This window comes from Microbacterium hominis (assembly GCF_013282805.1).
Lineage (GTDB): Bacteria > Actinomycetota > Actinomycetes > Actinomycetales > Microbacteriaceae > Microbacterium > Microbacterium hominis_B.
Genome location: NZ_CP054038.1, coordinates 467,326 through 493,253 on the forward strand (window position 1 = coordinate 467,326; position 25,928 = coordinate 493,253).

The following is a 25,928-nucleotide window of genomic DNA, read 5'->3' on the forward strand; positions in this document are numbered from 1 at the left end:
CCTCACGCGGGGAGCACGCGGTCTCTTGGGGCGACCGCTCGGGGCGGCTTGGGCGCCGCGCCACCCTCCCACGGTGCTGATGGGGTGCGCCGAGATCCCGCGCAGAATCGAGGGCACCATGAGACTGCCCACTTCCCCCGCGCGAGGGCCGATCGTGCGAGCCGTGCTGATCTTCGGTCTCGCCGCGATCGCCTCGCTCGCCGTGGTCTGGCTGGCGACGTTCGCGGGCACGCGCACCGTCGCGTACGACCAGGCTCTCGATGATGCGCAGCGTCGCACCGAGGCGATGGCGGTGCTGACCTTTCCCGCCGCGCTCGAGCGCGCGTTCGCCGGCGACGACGCCGCTCTGCAGGATGCCGTGAGCGCGCGCATCGAGGAGGGCTATCTCTCGGCCGTGCTGGTGCGTGACGGCGACGGCACCCTCGTCTACTCCAGCCTCGGCAACACGGGGTCGCGGCACCCTCTTCCGGATGCCGCACGAGCGGCGATCGAGGAGGGGACGGTGACGTCGGAGCGCGCCGACCAGGACGAGCTGCGGTGGCTGCCGACGGCCACCGGCTACCTCGAGGTCTACGCGCCGTTGTCCGTTCCCGGCCACGGGACATACGCGATCGAGGTGTATTTCGACGACGCGGGCATCGAAGCTTTCGCCGACGTCGAGGTGAGCCAGATGCTCCCGATCATGCTGGTGCCGCTCATGAGTGTGCAGCTGATCATGGTCGCCGTCTTCCTCTGGCTCGTTCGTCGGGCGCGGAGGCAGGAGCGCGAGCGCGCGGAGCTGCTGGAGTTCTCGATCTCCGCGTCGGACCGGGAGCGCGAGCGCATCGCCGGCGACATCCACGACGGGCCGATCCAGGAGCTGGCAGGTGTCGGGTTCGTGCTCGACGCGGCCAAGCGGGTGCACGGCGATGATCAAGAGCGGCTGCTGGATGCCGCGCACGCGGCTCTGCGACGGGCCGCCACCTCGCTGCGCACCCTCATGGCCGACATCTATCCTCCCGATCTGCACAGCGTCCCGCTGAAGCTGGCCATCACTCGGCTCGTGGAGACGACCGTGCCCGTCGAGGTGGCCGCGACAGTCGACGTCGACGACATGCCGCCGCTGGGCGATGAGGCGATCGAGCTGGTGTACCGCATCGTGCGGGAGGCTCTCGGCAACGTCGCCAAGCACAGCGGCGCCGCCACCGTGCGGGTCGAGGTGGGGATGTCGCGGTTCGAGGAGACGTCGAAGGATGCCGTTCGCGTGCGGGTCACCGACGACGGTGTCGGCATCGACGGCGTCGAGAGGTCGCCCCGTCAGTCGCACCACGTCGGGCTGAGGCTCATCCGCGATCGCGTCCGCAGTGTCGGGGGGACGGTGCAGATCGGCTCCGGACCGGACGGGGGAACGGACGTCGTGGCGTTCATCCCGCTGCCGGCCCCGGCGCCGAAGGCGGCTCGACGCCGGTCCGGGGCGGCGGCGGGCGATGTCACGACCGCCCCTGCACCCGAACCCGTCGCGTAGGCGCCGGCCGAAGCGCGACCCCGCGCACACAGAGAGAGGGCGGGCGTGACTGGGGGTCACGCCCGCCCGAACGGTCACAGCACTGAGGCTGCTCCGTGCGGACGCCGGGGGGCTGGGGATCCTCGGCGTCCGGGCCTTCACATCATCCTGCGGCGACCGATGCGATCAGCGTTCCTCCGCGACTGGTCTGGACGAGCACCGCGGTGATCCGCACGGCCGGGCCGGGCTTCTGGCGCAGCTCCCATCCGCCCACGGTGTCGACGGGAACCCGTCCGAGCAGCACGGGCGCCGCCGGGTTGGTGTTGTTCCAGATCAGCACCTGGGTGGGGGGCGACAGCGGCCCGGCGACTCCTCCGATGAGCGAGGTGCCGCCGATGCGCAGCTCCTGACCGACCTTGTGTCGAGCGACCGTCACCGCGAGGTCGCTCTCCAGTACGGGCACCGTCACATCCGCCGTCGTCACGAGTTCGGTCGTGGCGTTGCGGGCGACGACGTGCAGCGTGATCGGGGCCCACGGGGCGGCCGGGACCGTCGTGGACGCCGTCACGAACGGGGGGATGCTCAGCCGCGGCGTCGCCGTGGAGGCATCGGCCAGCTGCACGGCCGGTCCGCCGGTCTGCGTCCACGTGAACTCCGTCGCACCCTTCGTGGCGCTCGCGTCGATCGTCACGGTCGACCCGGGAGTCGCGGGGCTCAGGGGCGCGATCACGATCTCAGGCGGCCCCGGAGGCAGATCGGGGTTGGTTCCCCCGTCGTTGTCGCCGGGATCCTCGCCGTCCCCACCGGGCGGGACCGTGCTCGGTGTGGCGGTTCCGCCGGTGATGGTGACGCGGTGGGTGGTGGTGGGTCCGGTGGTGGTGTGGGCGGTGATGTGGGCGGGTGGTGCGGTGAGGGTGAATTCGGTGGGGGTGGTGTCGGTGAGTTGGCCGATGCCGTCGATGGTGACGGGGTAGGTGGTGGCGGTTGCTTGGATGGTGAGGACGGTGCCGTTGTATTCCGCGCGGTCGATGACGATGTCTTCGAGGTCGATGGTGGCGGTGCTGACGGGGTCGTCGGAGAGGTTGCGGACGGTGACCTGGGTGGGTGCGGCGCCGGGTTCGAGGGCGATGCGGGCGTAGTGGTATTCGGAGCCGTCGTCGTTGGTCATGGGTGTGGTGGCGTATTGGCCTTCGACACCGTCGACTTGGAGTTGGATGCTCTTGCTGGTGGCGAACACGTCGAGGAATCCGTCGGTGATGGATGCGCGGGTGCCGGCCAGGCCGGTGTTGGTGGCGATCTTGCCGCTGATGGTGAATTGGTCGGTGTCCAGGCTCAGGCCGGGTCCGGTGACGGAGAAGCGGTTGTAGCCGTCTTTGCCGCCGATGACGGTGTGTGCGATGCCGGGGTCGCCGACGAAGCCTGCGGGGGCTGCGGGGGCGGTGGCGGGGTCCCATTTCAGGAACGGGCCGAAGTTGCCGGTGAGGGCGAGGGTGAAGTTGCCCACGGAGGGGGCGATGTCTTCGACGAGGCGGCCGGCGCCGGTCTCGTCGGTGTCGATGGTGAGTTCGCCGAACGGGTGCCGGAAGGTGAGGGTGGCGTTGGCGGGTGCGTCGCGGACCACGACGCGGGTGCGGGCGAACACGACCTGGTTGCCGGGGGTGGCTTCTTCGGTGGTGAATGCTGCTTCCAGGCCGAGGGTGAGCACGGCGCGGCCGCCGCCGGGCAGGTCGAGTTCGGAGGCGACGAGCTGGTAGAAGAACTCGCCGGGGAAGTTGTCGGGGAAGCTGATCGGGATGGTGTCGTCGGGCACGTCGCCGGGCAGGAATCCGCACATCGGGTTGTCGATGTCCAGGCAGGGTTCGATGCGGGTGCCGGTGGAGTCTTCGTACCAGGCCGGGAAGCCGTGGTCGGAGCTGGACGGGCCGACCGCGGTCAGACCTCCCGGGTTGGTGACCGTGACCCGTGTGGCCGCGTTGGCGACCGTGGTTCCGGTCAACACCAGAACACCCACCGCCACCGCCGCCACCCACGGCGACGGCCGCCGACCGGGCGATGTCAGCGACATCCTCTTCTTCTGCTGCGCGCCAGGCGCAGACGCAATTCGTGCGACCACGTCGCTCTCCCCATATCTCGCTCGCTGACATCCCTAACCCCAGTTCAGCGCGAGCGTCTCGGCAAACCTCCCCTGAAACCGGAGAGCGCGGTGAGCCCCTCTTGGGGGGACCTACGTCCCCCAAACGAGGGGGGTGGGTGCCGGCCCCCAATTTGGGGGTGGGCCGATCCTCCGAGCGGAGGGTGCTGTACCCGCCGGCTGCTGGCGACAATCATCGCGGTGGCCGTTTCGGCGGCCGATGCGGGACGCTTGGGGCGACCGTTTTCACGCATCGGTCTCTTCGCGGCTCACCGCGGAACGCGTGGGGCGGTCCGCACTCCGAGGCTCTGGGGGCCGATCATGACCGTAACGCGCCGTGAAATGATGACGCTGACCGCACTCGCCGGCGTCGCTGCCGCGGGAGCCGCCGCACTGACTGTTCCGTGGGGAGCGCCCGTCGCTGCCGGTACGCCCAGTCAGCTGGCATCCAAGTACTTCCCGAAGCGGTTCGCCGCCACTCTGCCGATGCAGCCCGTGCTCATGCCGACGCGCACGGACGTCGACGAGCAGGGGCCGGTCAACTACTACGACGTCTCGCAGGTGGTCGCGAATGCGAAGATCCTCCCGGGCGGACTGCTGACACCTGTCCTCGCTTACAACGGCCTGGTGCCCGGACCGCGCATCGACATCGACCAGGGAACCCGCGCCGTGCTGCGCATGCGCAATCGGCTCACCGCCACGCACCCCGTGTTCGGAACGCCGATCGCGACGTCGACCCATCTGCACGGCTCGGCGTCGCTGCCCGAGTACGACGGGTACGCGAGCGATATCACGCTGCCGGGGCAGATGAAGGACTATCACTACCCGAACTTCCAGGTCGCGCGCACGCTCTGGTACCACGACCACGGGGTTCACTACACGGCGCAGAACGCCTACTCGGGGCTGGCCGCCCAGTACCACCTGCACGACGCGCAGGAGCGCTCGCTGCTTCCCCAGAGCGAATTCGACGTCGCCCTCACGATCTGCGACATGATGTTCCAGGCCGACGGGTCGCAGCTCTACGAGGACCGCAGTCACTCCGGGCTCTACGGCGACGTGATCCTCGTCAACGGGACGCCGTGGCCGGTGATGAAGGTCAAGCGCCGCGTCTACCGCTTCCGGATCCTCAACTCGTCCATCTCGCGGTCCTACCGGCCGCAGCTGTCGCCGTCGACGCCGATGCACGTCGTCGCCACCGACGGCGGGCTGATGCCCAAGACCCAGTCGGTCAGCAACTTCCGGATCGGCTCGGCGGAGCGCTACGAGGTGCTCATCGACTTCTCGCAGTTCAAGGCAGGTCAGCGCATCGAGATGCGGAACCTCTCGAACCCGAACAACCGCGACTACGACTTCACCGGCCAGATCATGGCGTTCGACGTCGTCGACGACCCGTTCACGACGGACGATCCGTCGGCCTTGAGCATCCCCGGCACACTCAACCCCGGCAACGAGGTGATGGCGCTGACCGAGAAGAGCGGCATGATCAAGCGCAACATCCGCGTCGAGCGTGATGACGTCACGAACATGTGGCAGCTCAACGAGGAGACCTGGGACGACGTCGTGGCCTCCGACTACACCGCGACTCTCGGCGACCCCACGGTCAACTCGACCGAGGTGTGGGAGATCGAGAACAAGTCGGGCGGCTGGTTCCACCCCGTGCACATCCACCTCATCGACTTCAAGATCCTCTCGCGCAACGGCAAGGCGCCCTTCTCGTACGAGCTCGGCCCGAAGGACGTCGTCTACGTCGGCGAGGGCGAGAAGGTGCGGGTGCTCGCGAAGTTCGGCCCGCACGCGGGGCGGTACATGGTGCACTGCCACAACCTCGTGCACGAGGATCACGACATGATGCACCAGTTCCGGGTATGGCCGGCCGACGGCTCGTCGTACGATCCGCACCACCCCATCCTGGCTGCGCCGCCCGTGCCCGACGATGGGGCCTGACCCCGCTCGCCTTCCCTGGGGACGGGATCTCGCGGTGTAGTCTGGCGGGGAGCCTCTGGGGGGCCGACGCGATGGGAAACACCGTGCATCACTCCGATGGCGCCGCAACGGAGTCGGGCGCCGTTCCTCGTCGTGTTCTGATCGTCGACGACCACAGGTCCTTCGCCGAGTTGCTCTCGCAGGCTCTCGTGACCGCCGGGTACAACGTGGTGGGGATCGTGACGGATGCCACTCAGGCCACGCGCGCGAGCATCTCACTCGAGCCCGATGTCGTCGTCATGGACATCCAGATGCCGAAGCTCGACGGTCTGGCGGCCACGCGGAGCATCCGGCAGATCCGGCCCGACGCCGTGGTGGTGATCGTCACCGCCCACGAAGACGCGGCATGGATCTCCCGCGCGGCCCTCGCCGGGGCGGGAGCCTTCATCCCGAAGCACGCGTCGCTCGATGAGATGCTCAGCGTGCTCGAGAAGGCGGGCACCGGTCCGATCGTGGTGGCTCCGTCAGCCTTCGCCCACGACACCGCGCTGGCCGCGCGACCCGCCGCCGTCACTCTGACCGCGCGCGAGCAGGAGGTGCTGGCGCAGCTGGCCCGAGGGGTGCCGGCGAAGCAGATCGCGATCACGCTCGGCATCAGCGAGAACACGTGTCGCGGCTACATCAAGGCCGTACGCGCCAAGCTCGACGCCCACAGTCAGCTCGAGGCCATCGTGCGCGCCCAGGATCTCGGGCTCGTCCCCCACTCGGGCGGTCCCGCGGCCGACCCCGGCGACGTGCGGGCGGGCCCGGCCTGACCTCGCGGGCACCCCGCGCGTGCGATGATCGGTGCCATGTCACAAGCCGTCGAACGTCGCTCGAATCCGACCGCGTGGGCCGCCTTCTGGGTGGCGCTGGCCGGTCTCGTCCTCATGCCCATCCCGCTGTTCATCGGACTGATCGTGGGCGGCGGGCTGTCGATCGTCGCCGCGGTGCTCGCGGTGATCGCCCTGCTCAAGGGGCTCGCCCGCAGCGGGAAGGGCATCGCCCCGGTCGTCTTCGCGGCGATCTTCATCGCCCTCACCTGGGGCGGCATCTCGATCGGCGGCGGCACCATCTGGTGACCTCGACCGGCCGAGCGTGAGACGCGGTCGATCAGCGTGCCGCGTCGCCCCCGCGCGCGCACGGGGGCGACGTCGGTGCGCTCAGCCGGCGACCGTGATGGTGAGGGCGGCCGCAGTGGCCTCGCTCGAGGTGCCGACGTACACGGTGTAGTCGCCGGGCTTCACCTGGAACGAGCGGGTCGCGTAGTCCCACACCGAGAACGGGTGGTTCGTGGCGGCGGGGTCGATCGTGATCGACACCTCCTCCGTCGCGCCGGCGGTCACCGCCACCTTGGCGAAGCCGACCAGGCGCTTGGGCGGCTGGCCGTCGACGGGGATGCCGAGGTAGACCTGCACGACCTCCGCGCCGTCGCGCTCGCCGGTGTTGCGCACGGTCGCCGTCACGGTCACCGGCGTGGAGCCGTCGGTCGCGGTCGCGTCGAGAGCGGCATCCACCACCTCGAAGGTCGTGTACGAGAGGCCGTAGCCGAACGGGAACAGGGGAGCGATCTGCCGGCCCTGGAACCAGCGGTACCCCATCTCCAGGCCCTCGGAGTAGCGGATCGTGGGGTAGCCCGCGCCCTCGTCGGTGCCGGGGTAGCGGCTCGGCTCGTCGTGGTAGAGGAGGTCCTCCAGGCGGGCGGCGTAGGTGGTCGGGAGCTTGCCCGAGGGGTTCTCGACGCCCCACAGCAGATCAGCGACCACGTGGCCGTCTTCGGCGCCCTGGTTCCACACCTCGATGACCGTTGCCGCCTTGTCGATCCACGGAAGGAGCACGGGCGACGAGTTCTTCAGCACGACCACGCTGTGCGCATTGGCAGCCAGCAGCGCCTCGACCATGGCGTCCTGCCCGTACGGCATCTCGGGCGTCTTCAGGTCGGCGCCCTCGGTGGCGATGAGGCCCGCCATGATGAGCACGACGTCGGCCTCCGCCGCGGCCGCGGTCGCGGCATCCAGGTTCGACTGGTCTCGCTCGACGACGAACAGGTCGACCTGCGCGTCGGAGCCGAGGTCGGCGAGCACGTCGCGCGTTCCCGGCAGCGGGTCGACCGTGTAGAGCGGGTCGACCTTCGACGAGCCGCCGCCGCCCTGGCACGCCTTCTCGGCGAACGCCTTCATGCCCACGATGAGCACGCGGCCGGCATCCGGCGACAGGGGCAGCGTGCCGGCGTCGTTCTTGAGCAGCACGGCCATCTCGCGGCCGATGCGGCGGGAGATCGCACCGTGCTCGGCGGCGGGGATCTCGGTCGGCGCATACGGGCGCTCGAACTGGCCGAATCGGAACATCTGCGTGAACCGGCGCACGAGCGCACGGTCGACCGTCTGGATCTCGAGCGAGGTGTCCTGGAGGGCGGCGGTGACGTTCGCCTCGTTGAGCCACTTCGAGTCGGGCATCTCGAGGTCCATGCCCGCGTTCAGGGAGCCTGCGGCGGAGCGCGCCGACCAGAAGTCGGACTGCACGTAGCCGTCCCAGCCCCACTCCTCGCGGAGGATCTCGGTGAGCGTGTAGTAGTTCTCGGTGGCGTAGGTGCCGCGCACGCGGTTGTACGCGCTCATGATCGCGGCGATCTCGCCGTCTTTGCAGCACATCTCGAAAGGCAGCAGGTAGAGCTCGCGCAGCACGTGCTCGTCGACGACGACGTTCGCGCGGAAGCGCTCGTGCTCCTGGTCGTTGACGACGTAGTGCTTGGCCATGGCGATCACGTCGTTGTCCTGGATCGCCTTGGTGACCTGCACGCCCATGACGCCCGACAGGTACGGGTCTTCGGAGAAGTACTCGAAGTTGCGCCCGGCGATGGGGGTGCGGTGGAGGCATACGCCGGGGCCCTCCAGCACGTGCTGGCCGAGGTGCGCCGACTCCTTGCCGATGATGTCGCCGTACGCGTAGGCGAGGCCGGGGTCGAAGGATGCCGCGACGCCGATGGTCATCGGAAGCGCCGTGGCCGGGGGTGAGGGGGTGCCGTCGCCCATGCCGACGCCCACCGGGCCGTTGGTCACGCGCATGCGGGGGATGCCGAGCTCGTCGATTCCCGCGACGTGACGCTCGATGCGGATCTGCGCCATGAGCTGCGCCATCTTCTCCTCGTCGATCTCGCTCATGTCGACCCCGCCGAGCTCGTTCGACATCGAATAGATGTCGAATGTCGCCATGTTGCCGTGGAGCTGGGCGATCTTCTGCTCGACGGTCATCGCCGCCACCAGCGCCTCGGCGCGCTCCTTCGGCGTCAGGTCGGTGTTCATCCAGGGGCGGGCGTCGTTGCTCACGGGGATCCCTTCATCGCGGATCGGATGTGGCAAGGGGTTGCCAACAGGGAGATACTAACCCTTTCGCCGACAGATTGCAGAGGCCGTCCTCATATGGCAATCGGTTGATCGTCCGCTCAACACGCCGTCGCACTCTCAAACCTTGAAGTTCGCTGTGAATCCTGGGCAGGATGGGCGCAACCGTCGCATCGACCGGGTGCCGTCGGGCAAGCGAAGGGAATCGAGATGGACAAGGAAACGCTCACCACCCGCGCAGCCGCGGTCGGCCGCATCTACGGGACCATCGCCGCCATCGTGCTCATCGTGGGTGCGCTCGCGGTCATCGCCGGCTTCATCCAGGCCATCGCCCTCGCCGACGACGTCTGGACCGGCATCCTCGCGGGGCTCGTCGTCGGGCTGTCGATCGGGGTGTCGGTGATCGTCGCATGGGCCGGCGTGCAGATGTTCGCGCTCGTCGCCCGCTACATCGAGTGGCGCACCGGCCGGGAGTTCTGAGCGCTCGTGGACGTCGAGATCACATCGGGGCCGGCCTTCGCGATGGGCACGGTGACGCTCCGCCCGGGCGGCGCGGTGCGCGTCGAGGCGGGGGCGATGGCCATGACCCGCGGCGACATCGAGGTGCAGACCTCCGCGGGCGGCGGGTTCTTCAAGGGGCTGCGCCGTGCCCTGGGCGGCGAGAGCTTCTTCGTCAACGACTACAGCTCCGCGACCGGCGGGCAGGTGGGGGTTGCGGCGACCCTCCCAGGCGACATGGTGACGGTGCCCCTCGACGGGACGACGCCGCTGCTGGTCCAGTCGGGCTCCTGGAGTGCGTCGGACCACTCCGTCGACGTCGACTCGAAGTGGGGCGGCGGCAAGACGTTCTTCAGCGGTGAGGGGCTCATCCTCCTGCGCTGCACCGGTCAGGGCGACGTCCTGCTGTCGTCTTACGGCGCGATCATCGCCTCCGAACTCGCGCCAGGCGAGACGATGACGCTCGACACCGGGCACGTGGTCGCGTTCGACGAGACCGTGCAGTACACGGTGCGCAAGGCCGGCAACTGGAAGTCGACGCTGCTGGGCGGGGAAGGTCTGGTGACGGTTTTCACCGGCCCCGGCCGCATCTGGCTGCAGACACGATCCAGCTTCGATCTCATCGAGTGGATCAAGCGGGTCAACCCGCAGCAGCGCTCGAACTCGTAGACGGTACGGAGCTGCGCCTCAGTCCGCCGGGGGCGGGATGACGGTCACCTGCACCGGCACGACGGTCAACTCGAGGCCCACCGGCTCGAAGAAGTCGCCCTGGAGCGCGTCGACGAGGGCGTTCGCCGACGGAGGTGTGCCGTCGCCGGTGATCGTGACCTGCACCTGGGCTCCGGAGACGCTCACCTCGGTGACGACGAACGCGCTTTCGTCGCCGAGCCACTCCTGGACCGTGCTCTGCGCGTCGCGTTCGCGGGTCTCGGTCTGCAGGAGTCCCTCCGACGTGAGCATGAGCGGCACGAGGACGATGCCGGCCAGAGCCGCGAAGGGTGCGACGGTCTGAAGGATCTGGCGCGGCCGATTGCGCAGAGCGAAGGGGCGGGCGAAGCCGGTGATCGTGAACACCGCCGCCGCCGCGAGCACGATCGCGACGAAGTTCGTGAGGAACAGCAGCGCCGCACCGCCCGCGTCGTCGAAGCGGCCGCCGTTGAGGCTGACGCCGACCACGGCCAGCGGCGGCACCAGCGCGACGGCGATCGCGACTCCGGCGATGCCGCTGGCCACTCGAGCGTTCACGGTGGCGAAGGCGCCGGCGGCACCGGCCGCGAGGGCGATCAGCATGTCGACGGTGTTGGGCGACACCCTGGAGACGATCTGGCTGTTGGTCGTGAACGAGATCGCCACCGGTGCCCAGGCGGCGATGCCGTACGCGAGCACGATCGACACGAGAGCGCCGGCGAGGACCAGCACGCCCGACTCGAGGGCGCGGCGCCCCCAGCCGTTCACCAGCGCCCCGGCGAGGCCCAGGATCGGCACCATCAGCGGAGCCACGAGCATCGCGCCGATGATCACGGCCGTCGAGTCGGCGAGCACGGCGAACGTCGCGATGGCGACCGACAGCACGAGCATGACCCACCAGGTGCCGAGCTTGGTCAGCCGCGCGGGACGTTCGAAGTAGAGCCCGCTCGCCTGCTCCGCGCGCTCCTTGCGGCCGATGTCGGACCCCTCTATCCAGTCCCACAGCACTTCGGGGATCGATGCGCTCGCCGGATCCACCCCGCCTGCGCCGGTGGCGCGCCGCAGGCTCCACGAGACGAGGAGCAGGCCGACGACGAGGGACACCGTGGCCGCGGCGATGATGACGGTCGAGGCGATCGACGCGGGAACGGTGTAGGCGAGGATGCCGGCGATGACGGCGAGGGCGCCCCCGGCGATGCGCGGCAGCGGGTCGTGCTCGCGTCGTCGCAAGAGCGCCGAGGCGATCGTGACAGCCCCGCGGATGCCGACGTAGATGCCCACGAGACCGACGGTGATGGCCAGTGTGACCTCGCTCGACGCTGCGGCGAGCAGACCCATCGCCGTGGCGAACGCGAGGGCGGCGACGCCGCGCAGGGCGGCGAGCCAGCGGTTGATGTCGCGGCCGAACCAGCGTCGCCCGGTCACCGCGTAGAAGAGATCCATCCCGCCGCTCACGGCCAGCAGCGCCACGATGATGACCGTCGCGAGCGCGGTGGTCGCGGTGGGCAGAAGCAGCACGACCATCCCCACGGCGATGCAGATCAGCCCGCGCAGCGCCACGGTGTTCGACAGCGCCGCGATCACCTCCCGCGCCTGGTCGCGCAGGCGCGCGGTGGAGCGGGGTTCACTCGTCTCGGGCGTCTCGTCGATTTCCACGCAACGCTCCCCTCCGCGCGGACCACGCCGCGGACGGCTCAGTCTAGAGGCCCCCTCGTCGGCGGCACAGAGTGGATGCCGCGCCCGCCGTCACCCCTCGGCGCGGCGCGCCGCCCGCTCGGCGGAGTCGAGGATCGTCTCGACGCCGAGCAGCAGGAGGTCGCGGTCATCGAGCGCCCGCAGGCGCGGACCCAGTTCGGCGATGAGCGGGTACTCCTCCGGGTCCACCAGCAACGGGGACTCGATCCACGACATCGGCACGGCGGGGTCGTAGCCGCGCTCGCTGCGACTGCGGGCGATGCCGGCGGCGCTGGAGAGCGAGTGCACCGCGATCAGTGCGTAGTGCTCGACGAGCGCGTCGCCCTCGAGCCCGGCGCGGCGGAACGCGTCGAGCATGAGCTCGATGGCGCCGAGCTCGTTCGGACCTCCCGTGGTGAGCACGGTCGCCTCCATGCCTATGGCCGGATATGACGCGAAGACGTCGAGGGTGGCCTGCGTGAGCTGGCGGAGGCGCCCGCGCCAGTCGTCGGGATCGGCATCGACCCGCTGCAGCGTCATGCCGATCAGCTCGTCCAGCAGTGACCGCATCAGGTCGTCCTTGCCGCGGAAGTGGCGGTAGATCGCCGTCGGATCGGCGCCGAGGGCGCTGCCGAGATCGCGCACCGAGATCGCGGTGACGCCCGGCTGGCCGGCCAGGGCGAGCCCGGCCTCGAGGATCGCACGGCGATCGAGGCGCGTCTTCTCGCCGCCCCTTCCCCCGCGCGCGGGTGCTGATTTCGCCGGCGTCGTCATGCGGCCAGTGTAACGAATCGGAAAACAGTGCTGTCAACAGTGTTGACAGCACTGTTGCGCCCGACCTACAGTCGCGGCATCCCACCCATCGAAGGAAAGCGAGGGAGACGTGCCCGCAGATCTGCTCTTCACCGGCGGCCCCGTGTTCACCGGCACGGGCGCCCCGGTCCACGGCCACGCCGTCGCCGTCACGGGCAACCGCATCACCGCCGTGGTCCCCGATGCCGAGGCGGCGCCGCTCATCGGCCCCGACACCCGCGTCCTCGATCTGGGCGGAGCTCTGCTCAGCCCCGGGTTCCAGGACGCGCACATCCACCCCGTCGGCGGCGGTGTCGAACTGCTCCAGTGCGACGTGAGCGCGGCGCTCGACGCGGCCGATGCCGTCGAGCGCGTGCGGGCCTACGCCGACGCCCATCCCGACGAGCCGTGGATCCTCGGCGGCGGCTGGTCGATGGACCACTTCCCGGGTGGCGCGCCGGTGCGCGCACTCCTCGACGACGTCGTGCCCGACCGCCCCGTGCTCCTGCTCAGCCGCGACCACCACAGCTCCTGGGCGAACACCGTCGCCATCCGCCTCGCCGGAGTGGATGCCGCCACCGCCGACCCCGTCGACGGGCGCATCGAGCGCGAGGCCGACGGGCACCCGGCCGGCACCTTCCACGAGGGGGCGAGCGACCTGTTCGACGCGGTGCGTCCGCCGCTGCATCCGGACCTCGCGTACGCCGGACTCCTGCGCGCGCAGCGGGAGCTCATCGCCCTCGGGATCACCGGCTGGCAGGACGCCCTGGTCGCCGGGACGGTGGCCGGCGTCGCCGACCCGCTGGAGTCGTACCGCCGCGCGCTCGCCGCCGGAGAGCTGCTCGTGCATGTCGTCGGCGCGCAGTGGTGGGAGCGCGGCGGGGGGATCGAGCAGGTCGCCGAGATGAGCCGGCGCCGCGCCGAGATCGCCGCCCTCGGCGCCGAGGACCGGCTCGCGCTCGGCACGACGAAGATCATGGTCGACGGCGTCGCCGAGAACCAGACCGCCGCGATGCTGACGCCGTATCGCGACGCCCGCGGTCACGACACGTGCAACCACGGAATGTCGTTCATCGCTCCGGAGGCCCTGCGCGAGTATGTGACGGCGCTGGATGCCGCGGGGCAGCAGGTGCACTTCCATGCGCTCGGCGACCGGGCCGTGCGCGAGGCGCTCGACGCCCTCGAGGCCGCGCGGCGCGCGAACGGGGCGACCGACGGCCGCCACCACCTCGCGCACCTGCAGGTCGTCGAGGAGCGCGAGGCCGCCCGGTTCGCGGACCTCGGTGCCGTGGCCAACATCCAGGCGCTGTGGGCCTGCCACGAGGACCAGCTCGACGAGCTCACCCTGCCGTTCCTGCAGGATGGCGCGGAGGCCCGCCAGTATCCGTTCGGCGACTTCGTGCGGCACGGTGTGCGACTCGCGGCCGGCAGCGACTGGCCGGTCTCCAGCGCCGATCCGATCGACGCGATCCACATCGCCGTGAACCGCATCGTGCCCGGGGGAGACGCCGCCCCGCTCGGCGGAGCCCACCAGCGCCTCGACCTGGCGACGGCGATGGCCGCCTACACCTCGGGCAGCGCCTACGTGAACCACCGCGATCACGACACCGGCCACATCCGCGCCGGGCACCTCGCCAACCTCGTCGTGCTGGACCCCGACCCTTTCAGCCTGCCGGAGGCCCAGATCCATCGATCCGAGGTGCTCTCGACCTGGATCGACGGCGTCGCCGTCTACACCCGCCCTGACATCCCGACCCGACCCGGCACCCCGGCTCTCCGCACTGTCCCCGCCCTCCCGACCCGAACCGAGGAGCCCTCATGACCCGTACCCCTGCACTGCGTCGACGTCGCGCGGTGGCATCCTTCGCGGTGACCGCCGCCGCGGTGCTCGTGCTCAGCGCGTGCTCGACACCCGAGCCTGCTGCGCCGGAGGCCGTCGATTGGGAGCTCACGACCGCGACGGCGGCCCCCGCCGGCGACATCGACTCCTTCACGTGGGCCAGCTACGCCGAGCCCTTCTCGCTGGACTACGCCTACGCGTTCGACTACGCCGACAACCAGGTGCTCGCGAACGTGTGCGAGTCGCTGCTGCGTCTCAACCCCGACTTCACGCTGTCTCCCGGGCTCGCGGAGTCCTTCTCCCACCCCACCCCCACCACGTGGGTGTACGAGATCCGTGACGGTGTGACGTTCCACGACGGCACGCCGCTGACCGCGGCCGATGTCGTGGCATCCCTCTCCCGGCACATCGATCCCGCCGTCGGCTCGTTCTGGTACGGCGTGTACCAGAACGTCGTGTCGATCGAGCAGACCGGGGTGCGCCAGGTGACCGTGACCGAGGCGGTGCCGGACTCCCAGTTCAACCTCGCGATGGGCGGCGCAGCCGGTGTCGTCGAGTCCGCCGCGGCGCTCGCGGCCGCTGGCGCCGACTACGGCAACTCGACCGGCGGAGTGAACTGCACCGGTCCATTCCAGCTCGCCGACTGGACGTCGGGGGAGTCGATCACCCTCGAGCGCTACGACAGCTACTGGGATCCGGCGCTGCGGGCCCACGCGGGCGAGATGACGTTCGCGTTCATGACCGACGCGAACGCCCGCGTCAACGCCCTCCGCTCCGGCGAGGTCGACGGCAGCTGGATGATCCCGGCGGATGCGGTCCCCGACCTCGCGGGCTCCGACCGGGGCGACATGCTCTTCGGCCTCAACACCGCCGTGTCGAGCCTCGTCATCTCGAACCTCGACGGCCCGCTCGGCGACCTGCGGGTGCGCAAGGCGCTCCTGATGGCCCTCGACCGCGAAGGCATCGTGCAGGCGGCGGTGAAGGGCTACGCCGAGGTCACCGACGCCCTGTCGACCACGTCGGTGTGGCAGGGGGCCGATCCCGCCACCGTCGATGCCGCCTTCGGTGAGCTGGATGCCTACCCCCACGACCTCGACGCCGCCAAGGCGCTCGTCGAGGAAGCCGGAGCGACAGGGGCCGAGCTCACGTATGTGACCGCGCCGATGGGCGGCGACTTCTCCGTGTACGCGCAGGCCACGGCGGCGGCCGCCGCCGCGATCGGGCTGAAGGTGAACATCGAGACGGTCACCCCCGGTGCCTACACCGCGCTGTTCTCCGACCCGGCCGCCCGCGAGGGCGTCGATCTCTTCTTCACGGCCTGGTATCTCTCCAGCCCCGACCCGCTCGAGATGTACGCGGTGCTGCGCACCGGCGAGTTCAGCAACTTCGGCGGCTGGAGCAACGCCGAGTACGACCAGGTCGTGACCGAGGCGATCGGCATCGACGATCCGGCCGAGCGTGCCGAGAAGACGGCCGAGGCCCAGCGCATCGCGAACGCGGAGCTGCCGTGGCTGCCGCTGTTCGAGGCCCCGGCGACGCTGTTCCTCGGAGAGCGGATCACCGGGGTCACCCCGTCGGTGGCGTTCCTCTACTACCCCTGGGCGGCGACCGTTGGTGCACGCTGACACGGCGAAGCGGGTGGTGGGGAAGCTCGGTGCGCTGCTGCTCACCCTCTTCCTCGCCTCCCTCCTCGTCTTCTTCTCCCGCTTCCTCGTGCCGGGCGATCCGGACTCGTTCCTGCTGCGCGGGCGCAGCCCCAGCCCCGAGGCGATCGCCGAGGTGACCGCCCGGTACGGTCTCGACCTTCCACCGTGGCAGCAGTACCTGAACTGGGTGGCGGGCATCCTCCACGGCGACTTCGGTCGCTCCCTGCAGTACCGCCAGGAGGTCACCGAGGTGATCGGGCAGCGACTGCCCGTCACCCTCGGTCTGGTCGTCATGGCGGGCGCCCTCATCGCCCTCCTCGGCCTGGCAGCCGGCATCGTCGCCGCACTGAACCGCGGTCGGGTGCTCGATCGGGCCGTGCTCATCGGGCTCACGGTGCTGGGGGCGATTCCCTCCTTCGTCGGGGCGATCATCCTCATCGCCGTGTTCGCGGTGCAGCTGGGCTGGTTCCCCTCATTCGGCTCCGGCAGCGGCTTCCTGGACACCGTGTACCACCTCGTGCTTCCCTCCGTGGCGCTGGCGCTCGTGTTCGTGGTGCTCGTGGCGAAGGTGACCCGGTCGTCGATGATCGACCAGCTCGGCCGCGAGCACGTCGAGGTCGCCACCAGCCGTGGCATCCCCCGCGCGACGGTGATCCGGCGTCACGTCTTCCGCAACGCGCTGTCGCCGATCCTCACCGTGAGCGGCGTGCTGGTGGCGGGGCTCCTCGTCTCCAGCGCGATCGTCGAAGCGGCCTTCGGGCTGGCCGGCATCGGATCGCTTCTCGTGCAGTCGGTCGACCGGCTCGACTTCCCCGTCGTGCAGGCCATCGTGCTGCTCGTCGTGACGGCGTTCGTGGTCGTGAACGCGGTGATCGACGTGCTCGAGCCGTGGATCGACCCGCGGTCGGCCGCAGGGGCGGGTGCGCGATGACCGCTACTCCGACCCTCGCCCTCCGCGTGCTGCGGGCGCCGCGGGTGAGGCGCTCCGACATGCTCCTCCTCGTCAGCCTCGGCGTGCTGCTCGCGTTCGGCGTCGCGGCTCTGGCCGCCCCGATCATCGCCCCCTACGACCCCGACCAGGTGGACCTGCTGAACATCCAGGCGGGGCCCTCGGTCGCCCACGGGCTCGGCACCGACGCGCTCGGCCGCGACACGCTCAGCAGGATGATCTATGGCGCGCGCACGGCGCTGCTCGCACCGCTGATCGTGGTCATCTCCTCGACAGTGGCGGGGATCCTCCTGGGCTTGGTCGCCGGCTGGCGTGGGGGCTGGATCGACGCCGTGCTCGCGCGGCTGTTCGACGTGGTGTTCGCCTTCCCGGCGCTGCTGATCGCGATCCTCGCCGTGGCGCTGTTCGACAAGGGGCTGGTGGCGCCGGTCATCGCGATGAGCATCGCGTATACGCCGTTCGTGGCGCGGCTGACCCGCTCGCTGATCGCCGCCGAGCGTCGGCGATCGTATGTGTCCGCCTACCGGGTGCAGGGGTTCGGCGGATCGTTCATCGCGCTGCGCCGGGTGCTTCCGAACATCGTCCCGATCGTCGGCGCGCAGTCGACGCTCAACTTCGGCTACGTGCTCGCCGAACTCGCCGCGCTGTCGTTCCTCGGTCTCGGCGTCCAGCCGCCCACCGCCGATTGGGGCGCGATGATCAACGAGGCGCAGGCGGGCCTGCTGGGCGGGTACTTCCTGCCCGCGCTCGTGCCGGCGGTCGCCGTGGTGATCGTGGTCGTCGCGGTGAACATCGTGGGCGAAGACCTGTCCGATCGCATCGGGGGAGGGACCCGGCCATGACGCTTCTCGACATCTCCGGACTCACGCTCGATCTCCCCGATGGCCGCCGACTCCTCGATGGAGTGAGCCTCACGGTCGCGGCCGGTGAGACAGTGGGGCTGGTCGGGGAATCCGGATCCGGCAAGTCGCTCACCGCGCGCTCGGTGCTCGGCCTCCTCCCGGCGCGGGCGAGGACCGCGGGATCGGTGCGACTGGATGGCCGCTCCGTGCTCGATGCGGATGCGCGCGCACTCCTCGCGCTGCGGCGCGCCGACGCGGCGATGATCTTCCAGGATCCACGCGCCGGCATCAACCCGATGCGCACGATCGGCGCGCACCTCGCCGAGACCCTGCGTGGGCAAGGCGCGCGCTCCGCGGCCGATTCCGACCGTATCGCCCTGTCGCTTCTCGAGGCTGTGCGCCTGCCCCGTCCTGCCGAGCACCTCTCGCAGTACCCGCACGAACTCTCGGGCGGCATGCTGCAGCGGGTGATGATCGCCGGCGCCCTGACGGCGGCTCCGCGCCTCCTCATCTGCGACGAGCCGACCACGGCGCTCGACGTCACGACCCAGGCCGAGATCATCCAGGTGCTCGCCGAGCTGCGTGAGAGCCGCGGGATGGGCATGCTCTTCATCACCCACGACCTCGCCCTCGCGGCATCCCTCTGCGATCGGGTGCACGTGATGAGTGGCGGCCGTGTCGTGGAGGACGGCACCGCGCGGCAGGTGTTCGTGAGCCCGCGCGCCGACTACACGCGCCGTCTGCTGGCGGCGACCCCGTCGATCGCCGGGACGGTGGATGCCGCGCCGCGCCGCGCGCAGATCGAGCAGGCGCCCGAAGCGGCGCCCATGCTGGAGGCGACAGGGCTCTCCAAGACCTACCACCCGCGGGGGAAGGACCCCGTCGCGGCCGTCGTCGACGCGTCGATCGCGATCCCCCGCGGCGGCGCGCTCGGCGTCGTCGGGGAGTCGGGGTCGGGCAAGTCGACGCTGGCGCGCATGATCGTAGGCCTCGAAGACGCCGATGCCGGAGCGATCCGCATCGGCGGAGCCGAGCGCCGCGGCGCACCCCGCACCCGTCGCGACCGTCTCGCGCACGCGCGCAGCGTGCAGATGGTGTTCCAGGACCCCTACCTGTCGCTGGACCCGCGCATCACTGCGGGCCGCGCGATCGAGGACGCCCTGCGCCTGCACGGCCGACTCAGCACCACGCAGACGCGGGAGCGGGTCACGGCGCTGCTCGCACAGGTCGGCCTCGCCGAGGTTCACGCGCAGGCCCGGCCGCGCACGCTCTCGGGCGGCCAGCGCCAGCGGGTGGCGATCGCTCGGGCCCTCGCCATCGAACCCGACGTCCTGGTCATGGATGAGGCGACCAGCGCGCTCGATGTCTCGGTGCAGGCGCAGGTGCTGGAGCTGGTCGCCGAGATCCGACGGGAGCGGGGTCTCACCGTGCTGTTCATCAGTCACGATCTCGCCGTCGTCCGGCGGGTCTGCGATCGGACGGTCGTGATGAGGGCGGGCGCGATCGTCGAGCGCGGCGAGACGGCGCAGCTGCTGTCGGATCCGCAGCATCCGTACACCCGCCTGCTGATCGACTCGGTGCCGCGGCCGGCGTGGGAGGAAGGCGCGACTCAGATGAGTCCCTGACGGGCCGCTTGGATGCCGGCCTGGAAGCGCGACTGCGCGCCGAGCCGGTCGCACAGTTCGCGGATGCGACGCTGCATCGTGCGAGGGCTGAGTCCGAGTTCCCGCGCGATCGCGCCGTCGGTCAGCCCCGATGCCATGAGGGCCAGGATCGCGCGGTCCGCGGCATCGTCGGCGACGGTGGTATCGACCGTGAACGGGATCGAGCGGTTCCAGGTCGCCTCGAACAGCGCGATCAGCATGTCCAGCAGTGCGCCGCGGTGCACGATATGAAGCTGCCGGGTCAGAAGCACGTGGGACGAGGGCGGGAGCACCGCGTAGGTGCGGTCGACGATGAGCAGTCGCCCCGGCACCTCGGGGGTCACGCGCGCCTGCTCGCCCGCCGCGATGCCGACGCGCAGGTCCTCCAGCCGGCCGGGCTGATCGACGGCGCTGTTCTCGTACAGCACGCGGTGGGTCACTCCCCGGTTCAGGAGGTCCAGCTCCACCTGGTTCGGCGTCGCCGGCGACGTGGAGTAGGGCGGCCGCTCCATCGCCATCACCTCGTGCCGGGCGCCGCTGTAGATCTGCTCGAGCCGGCGCACCGCCGCTTCGGGATCGGTGATCGTCTCCAGAGTGGCGTCGATGACACCCTCGCCCTGCCGGCGTCGGTAGCGCGCCGTGAGGTCGTCGAGCGTCAGCCGGGCGTGGTGGAGATCCCGCTCGTGGGCAGCCACGATCTCCGACAGGGCGAAGGCGGGATCGACCAGGACGAAGGCCTCCTTCGACCGTGCGACCATGCCCCGGGCTTCGAACGCGTCGAGGATCCGGGTCACGGCCGCGGTGTCCAGATCGCGTGTGCCGGCAGCGGCGCCGACCGTGGCGGCGTCTCCTCGCCCGACCTCGAGCAGAGCGAGGTAGACCGCCTGCTCGTCGGCATCCAAGCCGAAGCCTTCGAGCGCGACCATGGTCTCCTCACCGTCGTGGCGAGTGTCCGCCACTGGCATGTCATCGCCACCCGAATGGCGGTTTCGGCCCTCGGGCGGCTCATAGATTATCCCTCACCGCTCGGTCGGATCAGCGCCGCCATCGCCCCCCATGGCTGTGCGCGACGGCCAGGACAACGAGGAGAGATCCAGAAGTGAAACCGTTCAGGAGATACCTGGCGGGCGCGTGCATCGGGTTGCTGGCAGCACCCCTGATCATCACCAGCGCTCAGGCCGAACCCGTCCCGGCTGCGGCCGCGGACCCGACGGCGGCCGCGACCGAGCAGTCCGTGGTCACCCTCATCACGGGTGACCGCGTCCACGTGACGACGTATCCCGATGAGGCCGTCGCGATCGACATCGACCCGGCGGAGCGCGCCACAGGCGTCGAGCCGGTCTTCAGCAAGCAGGAGTACGACGGCCACACCTACGTCATCCCCTCCGACGTCGCTGCTCTGGTGGGCGAGATGCTCGACCCCGCGCTGTTCGACGTGCGCGGACTCGTCGACGCCGGCTACGACGACGCGAGCGTGGACGACATCCCTGTGATCGTCGACTACGGCGTCACCGTGCCGTCGGCGCGCAGCCGGAGCACCGCGCTGCCCGCCATGGAGGTCGAGCGCACGCTCGCCTCGATCGGCGCCGTCAGCGCGGACCTCGACAAGGACGGCATCGCGGCGTTCCGCGACGCGCTGATCGCCCAGTCGGCGACCTCGTCGCGCGCTCGTGCAGCCGCACCGGCGATCGAGAAGATCTGGCTCGACGCTCGCGTCGAGGTGCAGCTCGAAGACAGCGTTCCGCAGATCGGCGCGCACCAGATGTGGGACGCCGGGTTCACCGGTGAGGGCATCCGCGTCGCCGTGCTCGACTCGGGCGTGGATGCCACGCACCCCGACCTCGCCGGCAAGATCGTCCTCGAAGAGAACTTCTCCAACGCGGCTGATGTCGTCGACCGGCACGGCCACGGCACCCACGTGGCGTCGACGGTCGCCGGTACCGGTGCCGCGTCGGACGGCCTGCGCAAGGGCGTCGCCCCCGACGCCGAGCTCATCAGCGGAAAGGTGCTCAACGACCTCGGAAGTGGCGCCATCTCGGAGATCATCGCCGGCATGGAGTGGGCGGTCGCCAACGACGCCGACATCGTCAGCATGAGCGTCGGCTCGAACGGCGTCTGGACCGACGGCAGCGATCCGGCCGCACAGGCCGTGAACGCGCTGAGCGCGGAGTCGGGCGTGCTGTTCGTCATCGCGGCCGGCAACAACGGCTCGGCCGCAGGCACGATCTCGACGCCGGGTTCGGCGGATGCGGCGCTCACCGTCGGAGCCGTCAACGACGCCGACGTGGTCGCGAACTTCTCGGGCCGCGGTCCGCGTGCCGGCGACTACCAGCTCAAGCCCGATGTGACCGCGCCGGGTGTCGGCATCATCGCCGCGCGCGCCGCCGGCACCAGCCGCGGCACCCTGCACGGGCAGTACTACACGGCGGTCAGCGGAACCTCGATGGCGACGCCCCACGTCGCCGGGGCCGCCGCCCTGCTGCTTCAGCAGAATCCTGATCTCACCGGCCAGGAGCTGAAGGGCCTGCTCTCGTCCACCGCGCTCCGCGGCGCCGGGACGATCTGGGACCAGGGCACGGGCCGCATCGACCTGACCTACGCGTCCAAGACGACGGTGCTCGCCGATTCGGGTTCGCTCAGCCTGGGGTTCTTCGACTATCCCCAGACCGACGTCGCACCCGTGACCCGCTCGATCACGTATACGAACATCGGCGAGGAGGACGTGACCCTCGCGATCGCGATGGACGTCGTCGACGAGCAGGGCGTCGCGCCCGCGCCGGGCATGCTCACGCTCCACCAGAGCGCCGTGACGGTTCCGGCCGGCGGATCCTCGACCGTCGACGTCACCGTCGACCCGCAGCAGGGCGAGCCCGGCGTCTACGCCGGCTACCTCACCGCCGAAGCGGAGTCGGGCGATGTGCTGCGCGCGGGCGTCGGGTTCGCCAAGGAGGCCGAGCGCTACGACCTCGTCATCACCGCGATCGACCGCAACGGCGATCCCGCCGGCGGGCAGAGCAGCGTCGACGTCGTCAACGTCGACGACCGGGCGATCTTCGCGAAGCCTGGCGTCGCGTACGTCGACGGCGTGGCAACCCTCCGTGTGCCGGCGGGCAACTACAGCGTCGGCGGTGTGACCTTCACGCCCGACGAGGGAGGCAAGTACGCCGTCGAGGAGACCACGGTGATGGTGCCCGAGGTGTACGTCGGCGACGACGTCGCCATCGAACTCGACGCTCGTGACGCGGTGGAGATCGATGTGGCGACTCCTGAGGAATCCGCGGTCAGCGGAACGATCCTCGCCTATCAGCGGAAGGACGCGAAGGGGTCGTCGTTCACTCACACGTGGAGCATGACCGCGCCGATCGACCGGCACTCCGTGCTGCCGACGGAGACCGTGCAGACCGGCTCCTTCGAGTGGTACACCTCGCAGACGCTGCGCGCTCCCGAGATCACGGCGTCGGTCGGCGATGAGCTCGAGCTGACGCTGCGATACGCGCGGCTGAGCGAGCGCCTCGACGGCGACATCACCGCGTCGTTCGTCGACGCCGGCTCCGGTACGCCCGCTGAGCTGGCGGCCGCAGGCGTCGAAGGCCGCGTCGCGCTCGTGGAGCGCACCGGGAACACGTTCAACCAGCAGGTGACCGACGCCACCGCTGCCGGCGCCTCCGCGATCGTGATCTACAACAGCGAACCCGGCCTGATCATGACCAACGGCATCACTGGCAAGATCCCGCACATGACTCTGTCGCAGGCCGAGGGGCACGCGATCCAGGAGCTCATGACGGACGGCGTGGTGGAGGTCTCCATCGTCGCGAGGAAGTCGACCCCGTACCTGTACGAGACGATGTTCCCCTTCGAGGGCGGCATTCCCTCGGAGCTCGACCTGCGGGTGACCGCGGAGAACGCCGCGACCGTCACGGCGAACTACCGCGCGCAGGTCGCGGGGGTCGGCATCGCCGAGACCCGCCACCGCTGGCGCCCGTGGGAGCCGTCGGCGTTCGGGCTGCTCCGTATCGACGAGACGCCGTCCGTTCGCACCGAGATGATCACGACCGATCCTGACACGATGTGGGGCCACAACTACTACATCAATGCGACGCCGGCGAACCCCTTCGGCGCGTACATGTCCGACACGCGGCGTCCGTACCTGGCCGGCACGCGGCTGGAGGAGAACTTCCAGACGCAGGTGACCGCACCCGGCTTCGCCCTGTACGGCCCGACGTCCGCGACCCGCACCGGCAACAAGGTGGCACTGGCGATCCCCGAGTGGGTCGACTCGGACGGTCACTGGGGCGAGTGGTTCTACCAGTCCGACTCGTCGTCGTTCCGCCTGTTCGAGAACGGCGTGCAGAAGGCAGCGAGCTCCCGCGCGAAGGGCACCTTCACGGTGGGCTCCGAACCGGCCGAGTACCGTCTCGAGCTCGACGTGGCGCGCACCGCCGAGTGGTGGACGATGTCGACCGCGACCTCGACCGTGTGGACGGTGCACAGCGCGCCCGAGGGCGTCGCGGCCGAAGTGCTCCCGCTGCTGCGCGCCGACCTCGAGCCGGATGTCGACCTGCACAACCGCGCGTCTCGCGCCGCGCACCACATCGACATCGAGATCCAGCACCAGCCGGGCGCTGTCGCGTCGGCGATCGTGGAGACCGCGGTATGGGTGTCGACCGATGACGGTGCGAACTGGCGCGAGGTGAAGGTGAGCAAGCACGGCAAGGACGGCCTGCGTGCGGTCGTGACCCGGCTGCCGAAGGACGCGGAGTTCGTCTCGCTGCGCATCGAGGCCACCGATGCTGCAGGCAACCGGATCGAGCAGGAGATCACGCGGGCCTACGGCCTGCGCTGATCCTGCCGACGGACCCCCTTCCGCCACGCGGAAGGGGGTCCGTCGCGATAGCGTGCGAGGAGCCGCTTCCACCGAAGGGATCCGCCGTGGGCTCTGCGATCGTCGACACCCTGCCGTTCGCGATCGGCATCGCCATCAGTCCTGTGCCGGTCATCGCGGTGATCCTCATGCTGCTGTCGCCGCAGGCTCGGGTGACGAGCGTCGGATTCCTTCTCGGCTGGATGGTCGGGATCGTCGGCGTGACGACTCTGTCCACGGTGCTCGCCTCGTTGCTTCCGACCCCGAGCGATGATCGTGCTGATCCGGTCCGCGCGATCATCCACATCGTGCTGGCGGCAGGCCTCCTGCTCCTCGCCGCACGGGTGTGGCAGCGACGTCCGAAGCCCGGCGAGGAGCCGCCGATGCCGGCGTGGATGGCGAAGATCGACGAGATGTCGTTCGGCGGTGCGTTCGGACTCGGCGCGCTGCTGTCGGGGGTGAACCCGAAGAACCTGATCCTCGCCGCAGGTGCGGGGTTGAGCATCGGCGCAGCGGGACTCGCGGCCGGCGCGATCGCGCCGACCATCCTCGTCTTCACCGTGATCGCGGCATCCAGCATCCTGGTGCCCGTGGTCGGGTACCTCATCGCGTCGGAGCGCCTGTCGGGAGCGCTCGACGCGCTCCGTGCGTGGCTCGTGCGTTACAACTCGACGATCATGGCGATTCTGCTGCTGGTGCTGTGGTTCGTCATGATCGCCCGCGCGATCGGCAGCTTCTGACGCGAATCAGAGTCCGGCGAGGATCTTCGCCTTCTGCGCCTCGAACTCGGCCTCGGTGAGCACGCCGGCGGCCTTGAGCTGACCCAGCTGGGTCAGCTTGGCGAGCATGTCGTCCGACGACGGCGCGGCGGCGGCCGGTGCGGGGGGCGGGGGAGCGGGCTGTGCGTAACCGGCCTGCTGCTGCTCGTTGTACGCCTGCGCATCGGCCTGCGTCTGCCAGCGGTTGGCCTGGCGGCGCGAGACGCGGTTCGACACGGCGGTGGCGGTGCCGGCGATGACGGCGGTGCGGGCGACGCCTCTGAGGAGTCCCATGTCCTGTCCTTTCCTCACGCCTGTTCGGCGTCGAGCTCGTCGAGTACGGCGATGAAGTCGGCCGCCGGGATGCGACCCGAGGCCACGAGCTGGGCTCCGTTGCTGCGCAGCGCGGTCGCGAAGGGCGCGGCCCACGTGTTCTCGTAGACGAGGATGGCCGCGGCCGAGCCGGGCTCCAGCGCGGCACCGGCCTCGCCGTACTCGTCGTCGCCGAGGATGCCGGAATGCACGCCCTCGAACACGGCGAGGTCGGGGATGCCGTCGCCGTCGAAGTCGGCGATGTCGATCTCGAGCACCGTGCCGTCTTCGTCCTTCTTCACGAACGAGAGGTCGAGGATGCGGATGAGTCCCCGGTCCACGAGATCGATCAGGTGCGGGAAGGCCTCGCCCGTCATCGGGGAGCCCTTGGGCCACTCGACGACCAGGTAGTCGATGGGGCCCATGAGAATCTCTTCGGTCATCCGCGCGTCCCTTTCGCAACGGCGTCGTACGGTCGTCGCACGGCGTCCGACGCCACCCTAGCGCCG

General features: G+C 70.1%; 20 protein-coding genes. 13 read left to right on the forward strand and 7 right to left on the reverse strand.

Annotation, left to right across the window (positions count from 1 at the left end; all coding sequences use genetic code 11):
• Positions 1–118 precede the first annotated feature (118 nt).
• Positions 119–1,504: a sensor histidine kinase gene (locus tag HQM25_RS02050; protein ID WP_172988686.1), complete on the forward strand. Its 1,386-nt coding sequence runs from the start codon at positions 119–121 to the stop codon at positions 1,502–1,504.
• 142 nt (positions 1,505–1,646) lie between these two features.
• On the opposite strand, the gene HQM25_RS02055 is transcribed toward HQM25_RS02050, so the two are convergent.
• Positions 1,647–3,548: a hypothetical protein gene (locus HQM25_RS02055; protein WP_172988687.1), complete on the reverse strand. Its 1,902-nt coding sequence runs from the start codon at positions 3,546–3,548 to the stop codon at positions 1,647–1,649.
• Between the two features lie 408 nt (positions 3,549–3,956).
• Between HQM25_RS02055 and HQM25_RS02060 the strand changes: the two genes are divergently transcribed.
• From HQM25_RS02060 to HQM25_RS02070, 3 genes are all read left to right on the forward strand, one after another.
• A complete protein-coding gene (locus tag HQM25_RS02060) occupies positions 3,957–5,558 on the forward strand; it encodes a multicopper oxidase family protein (protein ID WP_254359504.1) in 1,602 nt (533 codons plus the stop codon).
• Between the two features lie 83 nt (positions 5,559–5,641).
• Positions 5,642–6,352 carry a response regulator transcription factor gene (locus HQM25_RS02065; RefSeq protein WP_172988690.1) on the forward strand — a complete coding sequence of 237 codons (711 nt, stop codon included), beginning with the start codon at positions 5,642–5,644 and terminating at the stop codon, positions 6,350–6,352.
• 36 nt (positions 6,353–6,388) lie between these two features.
• Positions 6,389–6,658 carry a hypothetical protein gene (locus HQM25_RS02070; protein WP_172988691.1) on the forward strand — a complete coding sequence of 90 codons (270 nt, stop codon included), beginning with the start codon at positions 6,389–6,391 and terminating at the stop codon, positions 6,656–6,658.
• Between the two features lie 81 nt (positions 6,659–6,739).
• Here HQM25_RS02070 and HQM25_RS02075 read toward each other — a convergent pair whose 3' ends face one another.
• Positions 6,740–8,902, reverse strand: a complete 2,163-nt coding sequence (locus HQM25_RS02075; protein ID WP_217275180.1) for a beta-glucosidase family protein — start codon at positions 8,900–8,902, stop codon at positions 6,740–6,742.
• Between the two features lie 225 nt (positions 8,903–9,127).
• Here HQM25_RS02075 and HQM25_RS02080 point away from each other — a divergent pair, with 225 nt between their 5' ends.
• Both HQM25_RS02080 and HQM25_RS02085 read left to right on the forward strand, forming a co-directional pair.
• Positions 9,128–9,397, forward strand: a complete 270-nt coding sequence (locus HQM25_RS02080) for a hypothetical protein (protein WP_172988692.1) — start codon at positions 9,128–9,130, stop codon at positions 9,395–9,397.
• A 6-nt stretch (positions 9,398–9,403) separates the two neighbouring features.
• Positions 9,404–10,084, forward strand: coding sequence for a TIGR00266 family protein (locus HQM25_RS02085; RefSeq protein WP_217275181.1), 681 nt, complete (start codon positions 9,404–9,406; stop codon positions 10,082–10,084).
• An 18-nt stretch (positions 10,085–10,102) separates the two neighbouring features.
• Here HQM25_RS02085 and HQM25_RS02090 read toward each other — a convergent pair whose 3' ends face one another.
• The gene (locus tag HQM25_RS02090; RefSeq protein ID WP_172988693.1) at positions 10,103–11,758 is read right to left on the reverse strand and encodes a DUF389 domain-containing protein; all 1,656 of its coding nucleotides are present in this window, start codon (positions 11,756–11,758) and stop codon (positions 10,103–10,105) included.
• 90 nt (positions 11,759–11,848) lie between these two features.
• Positions 11,849–12,550: a TetR/AcrR family transcriptional regulator gene (locus tag HQM25_RS02095; protein WP_172988695.1), complete on the reverse strand. Its 702-nt coding sequence runs from the start codon at positions 12,548–12,550 to the stop codon at positions 11,849–11,851.
• A 109-nt stretch (positions 12,551–12,659) separates the two neighbouring features.
• Here HQM25_RS02095 and HQM25_RS02100 point away from each other — a divergent pair, with 109 nt between their 5' ends.
• From HQM25_RS02100 to HQM25_RS02120, 5 genes are read left to right on the forward strand one after another with little or no spacing between them, the layout of a single operon-like run.
• A complete protein-coding gene (locus HQM25_RS02100) occupies positions 12,660–14,390 on the forward strand; it encodes an amidohydrolase (RefSeq protein ID WP_172988696.1) in 1,731 nt (576 codons plus the stop codon).
• Positions 14,387–16,033: an ABC transporter substrate-binding protein gene (locus HQM25_RS02105; protein ID WP_172988697.1), complete on the forward strand. Its 1,647-nt coding sequence runs from the start codon at positions 14,387–14,389 to the stop codon at positions 16,031–16,033. The genes HQM25_RS02100 and HQM25_RS02105 overlap by 4 nt, the downstream gene beginning before the upstream one ends.
• A gap of 13 nt (positions 16,034–16,046) precedes the next feature.
• Complete coding sequence (locus HQM25_RS02110; RefSeq protein ID WP_438803615.1) at positions 16,047–16,985, forward strand: ABC transporter permease; 939 nt, start codon at positions 16,047–16,049, stop codon at positions 16,983–16,985.
• Positions 16,982–17,845, forward strand: a complete 864-nt coding sequence (locus HQM25_RS02115; protein ID WP_172988698.1) for an ABC transporter permease — start codon at positions 16,982–16,984, stop codon at positions 17,843–17,845. Before HQM25_RS02110 ends, HQM25_RS02115 begins: the two co-directional genes overlap by 4 nt.
• Entirely contained in the window at positions 17,842–19,470 is a 1,629-nt protein-coding gene (locus HQM25_RS02120) for a dipeptide ABC transporter ATP-binding protein (RefSeq protein WP_172988699.1), read from the forward strand. The genes HQM25_RS02115 and HQM25_RS02120 overlap by 4 nt, the downstream gene beginning before the upstream one ends.
• On the opposite strand, the gene HQM25_RS02125 is transcribed toward HQM25_RS02120, so the two are convergent.
• Positions 19,455–20,447 carry a helix-turn-helix transcriptional regulator gene (locus HQM25_RS02125; RefSeq protein WP_172988700.1) on the reverse strand — a complete coding sequence of 331 codons (993 nt, stop codon included), beginning with the start codon at positions 20,445–20,447 and terminating at the stop codon, positions 19,455–19,457. The two genes, HQM25_RS02120 and HQM25_RS02125, sit on opposite strands and share 16 nt — an antisense overlap.
• A 140-nt stretch (positions 20,448–20,587) precedes the next feature.
• On the opposite strand from HQM25_RS02125, the gene HQM25_RS02130 reads away from it, so the two are divergent.
• Positions 20,588–24,331: a S8 family serine peptidase gene (locus tag HQM25_RS02130; RefSeq protein WP_172988701.1), complete on the forward strand. Its 3,744-nt coding sequence runs from the start codon at positions 20,588–20,590 to the stop codon at positions 24,329–24,331.
• Positions 24,332–24,417: 86 nt separating this feature from the next.
• Positions 24,418–25,089, forward strand: a complete 672-nt coding sequence (locus tag HQM25_RS02135; RefSeq protein ID WP_172988703.1) for a GAP family protein — start codon at positions 24,418–24,420, stop codon at positions 25,087–25,089.
• 6 nt (positions 25,090–25,095) lie between these two features.
• On the opposite strand, the gene HQM25_RS02140 is transcribed toward HQM25_RS02135, so the two are convergent.
• Positions 25,096–25,401 carry an SHOCT domain-containing protein gene (locus HQM25_RS02140; RefSeq protein ID WP_172988704.1) on the reverse strand — a complete coding sequence of 102 codons (306 nt, stop codon included), beginning with the start codon at positions 25,399–25,401 and terminating at the stop codon, positions 25,096–25,098.
• Positions 25,402–25,415: 14 nt separating this feature from the next.
• Positions 25,416–25,862 (reverse strand): DUF6325 family protein, encoded by a 447-nt coding sequence (locus tag HQM25_RS02145; protein ID WP_172988705.1) that lies wholly within the window; start codon positions 25,860–25,862, stop codon positions 25,416–25,418.
• Positions 25,863–25,928: the final 66 nt, after the last annotated feature.

Coding starts and splice junctions, on each gene's coding strand:
- HQM25_RS02050 (WP_172988686.1), top strand. CDS start 119: ATGAGACTGCCCACTTCCCCCGCGCGAGGGCCGATCGTGCGAGCCGTG.
- HQM25_RS02055 (WP_172988687.1), bottom strand. CDS start 3,548: ATGTCGCTGACATCGCCCGGTCGGCGGCCGTCGCCGTGGGTGGCGGCG.
- HQM25_RS02060 (WP_254359504.1), top strand. CDS start 3,957: ATGATGACGCTGACCGCACTCGCCGGCGTCGCTGCCGCGGGAGCCGCC.
- HQM25_RS02070 (WP_172988691.1), top strand. CDS start 6,389: ATGTCACAAGCCGTCGAACGTCGCTCGAATCCGACCGCGTGGGCCGCC.
- HQM25_RS02080 (WP_172988692.1), top strand. CDS start 9,128: ATGGACAAGGAAACGCTCACCACCCGCGCAGCCGCGGTCGGCCGCATC.
- HQM25_RS02095 (WP_172988695.1), bottom strand. CDS start 12,550: ATGACGACGCCGGCGAAATCAGCACCCGCGCGCGGGGGAAGGGGCGGC.
- HQM25_RS02105 (WP_172988697.1), top strand. CDS start 14,387: ATGACCCGTACCCCTGCACTGCGTCGACGTCGCGCGGTGGCATCCTTC.
- HQM25_RS02115 (WP_172988698.1), top strand. CDS start 16,982: ATGACCGCTACTCCGACCCTCGCCCTCCGCGTGCTGCGGGCGCCGCGG.
- HQM25_RS02120 (WP_172988699.1), top strand. CDS start 17,842: ATGACGCTTCTCGACATCTCCGGACTCACGCTCGATCTCCCCGATGGC.
- HQM25_RS02140 (WP_172988704.1), bottom strand. CDS start 25,401: ATGGGACTCCTCAGAGGCGTCGCCCGCACCGCCGTCATCGCCGGCACC.
- HQM25_RS02145 (WP_172988705.1), bottom strand. CDS start 25,862: ATGACCGAAGAGATTCTCATGGGCCCCATCGACTACCTGGTCGTCGAG.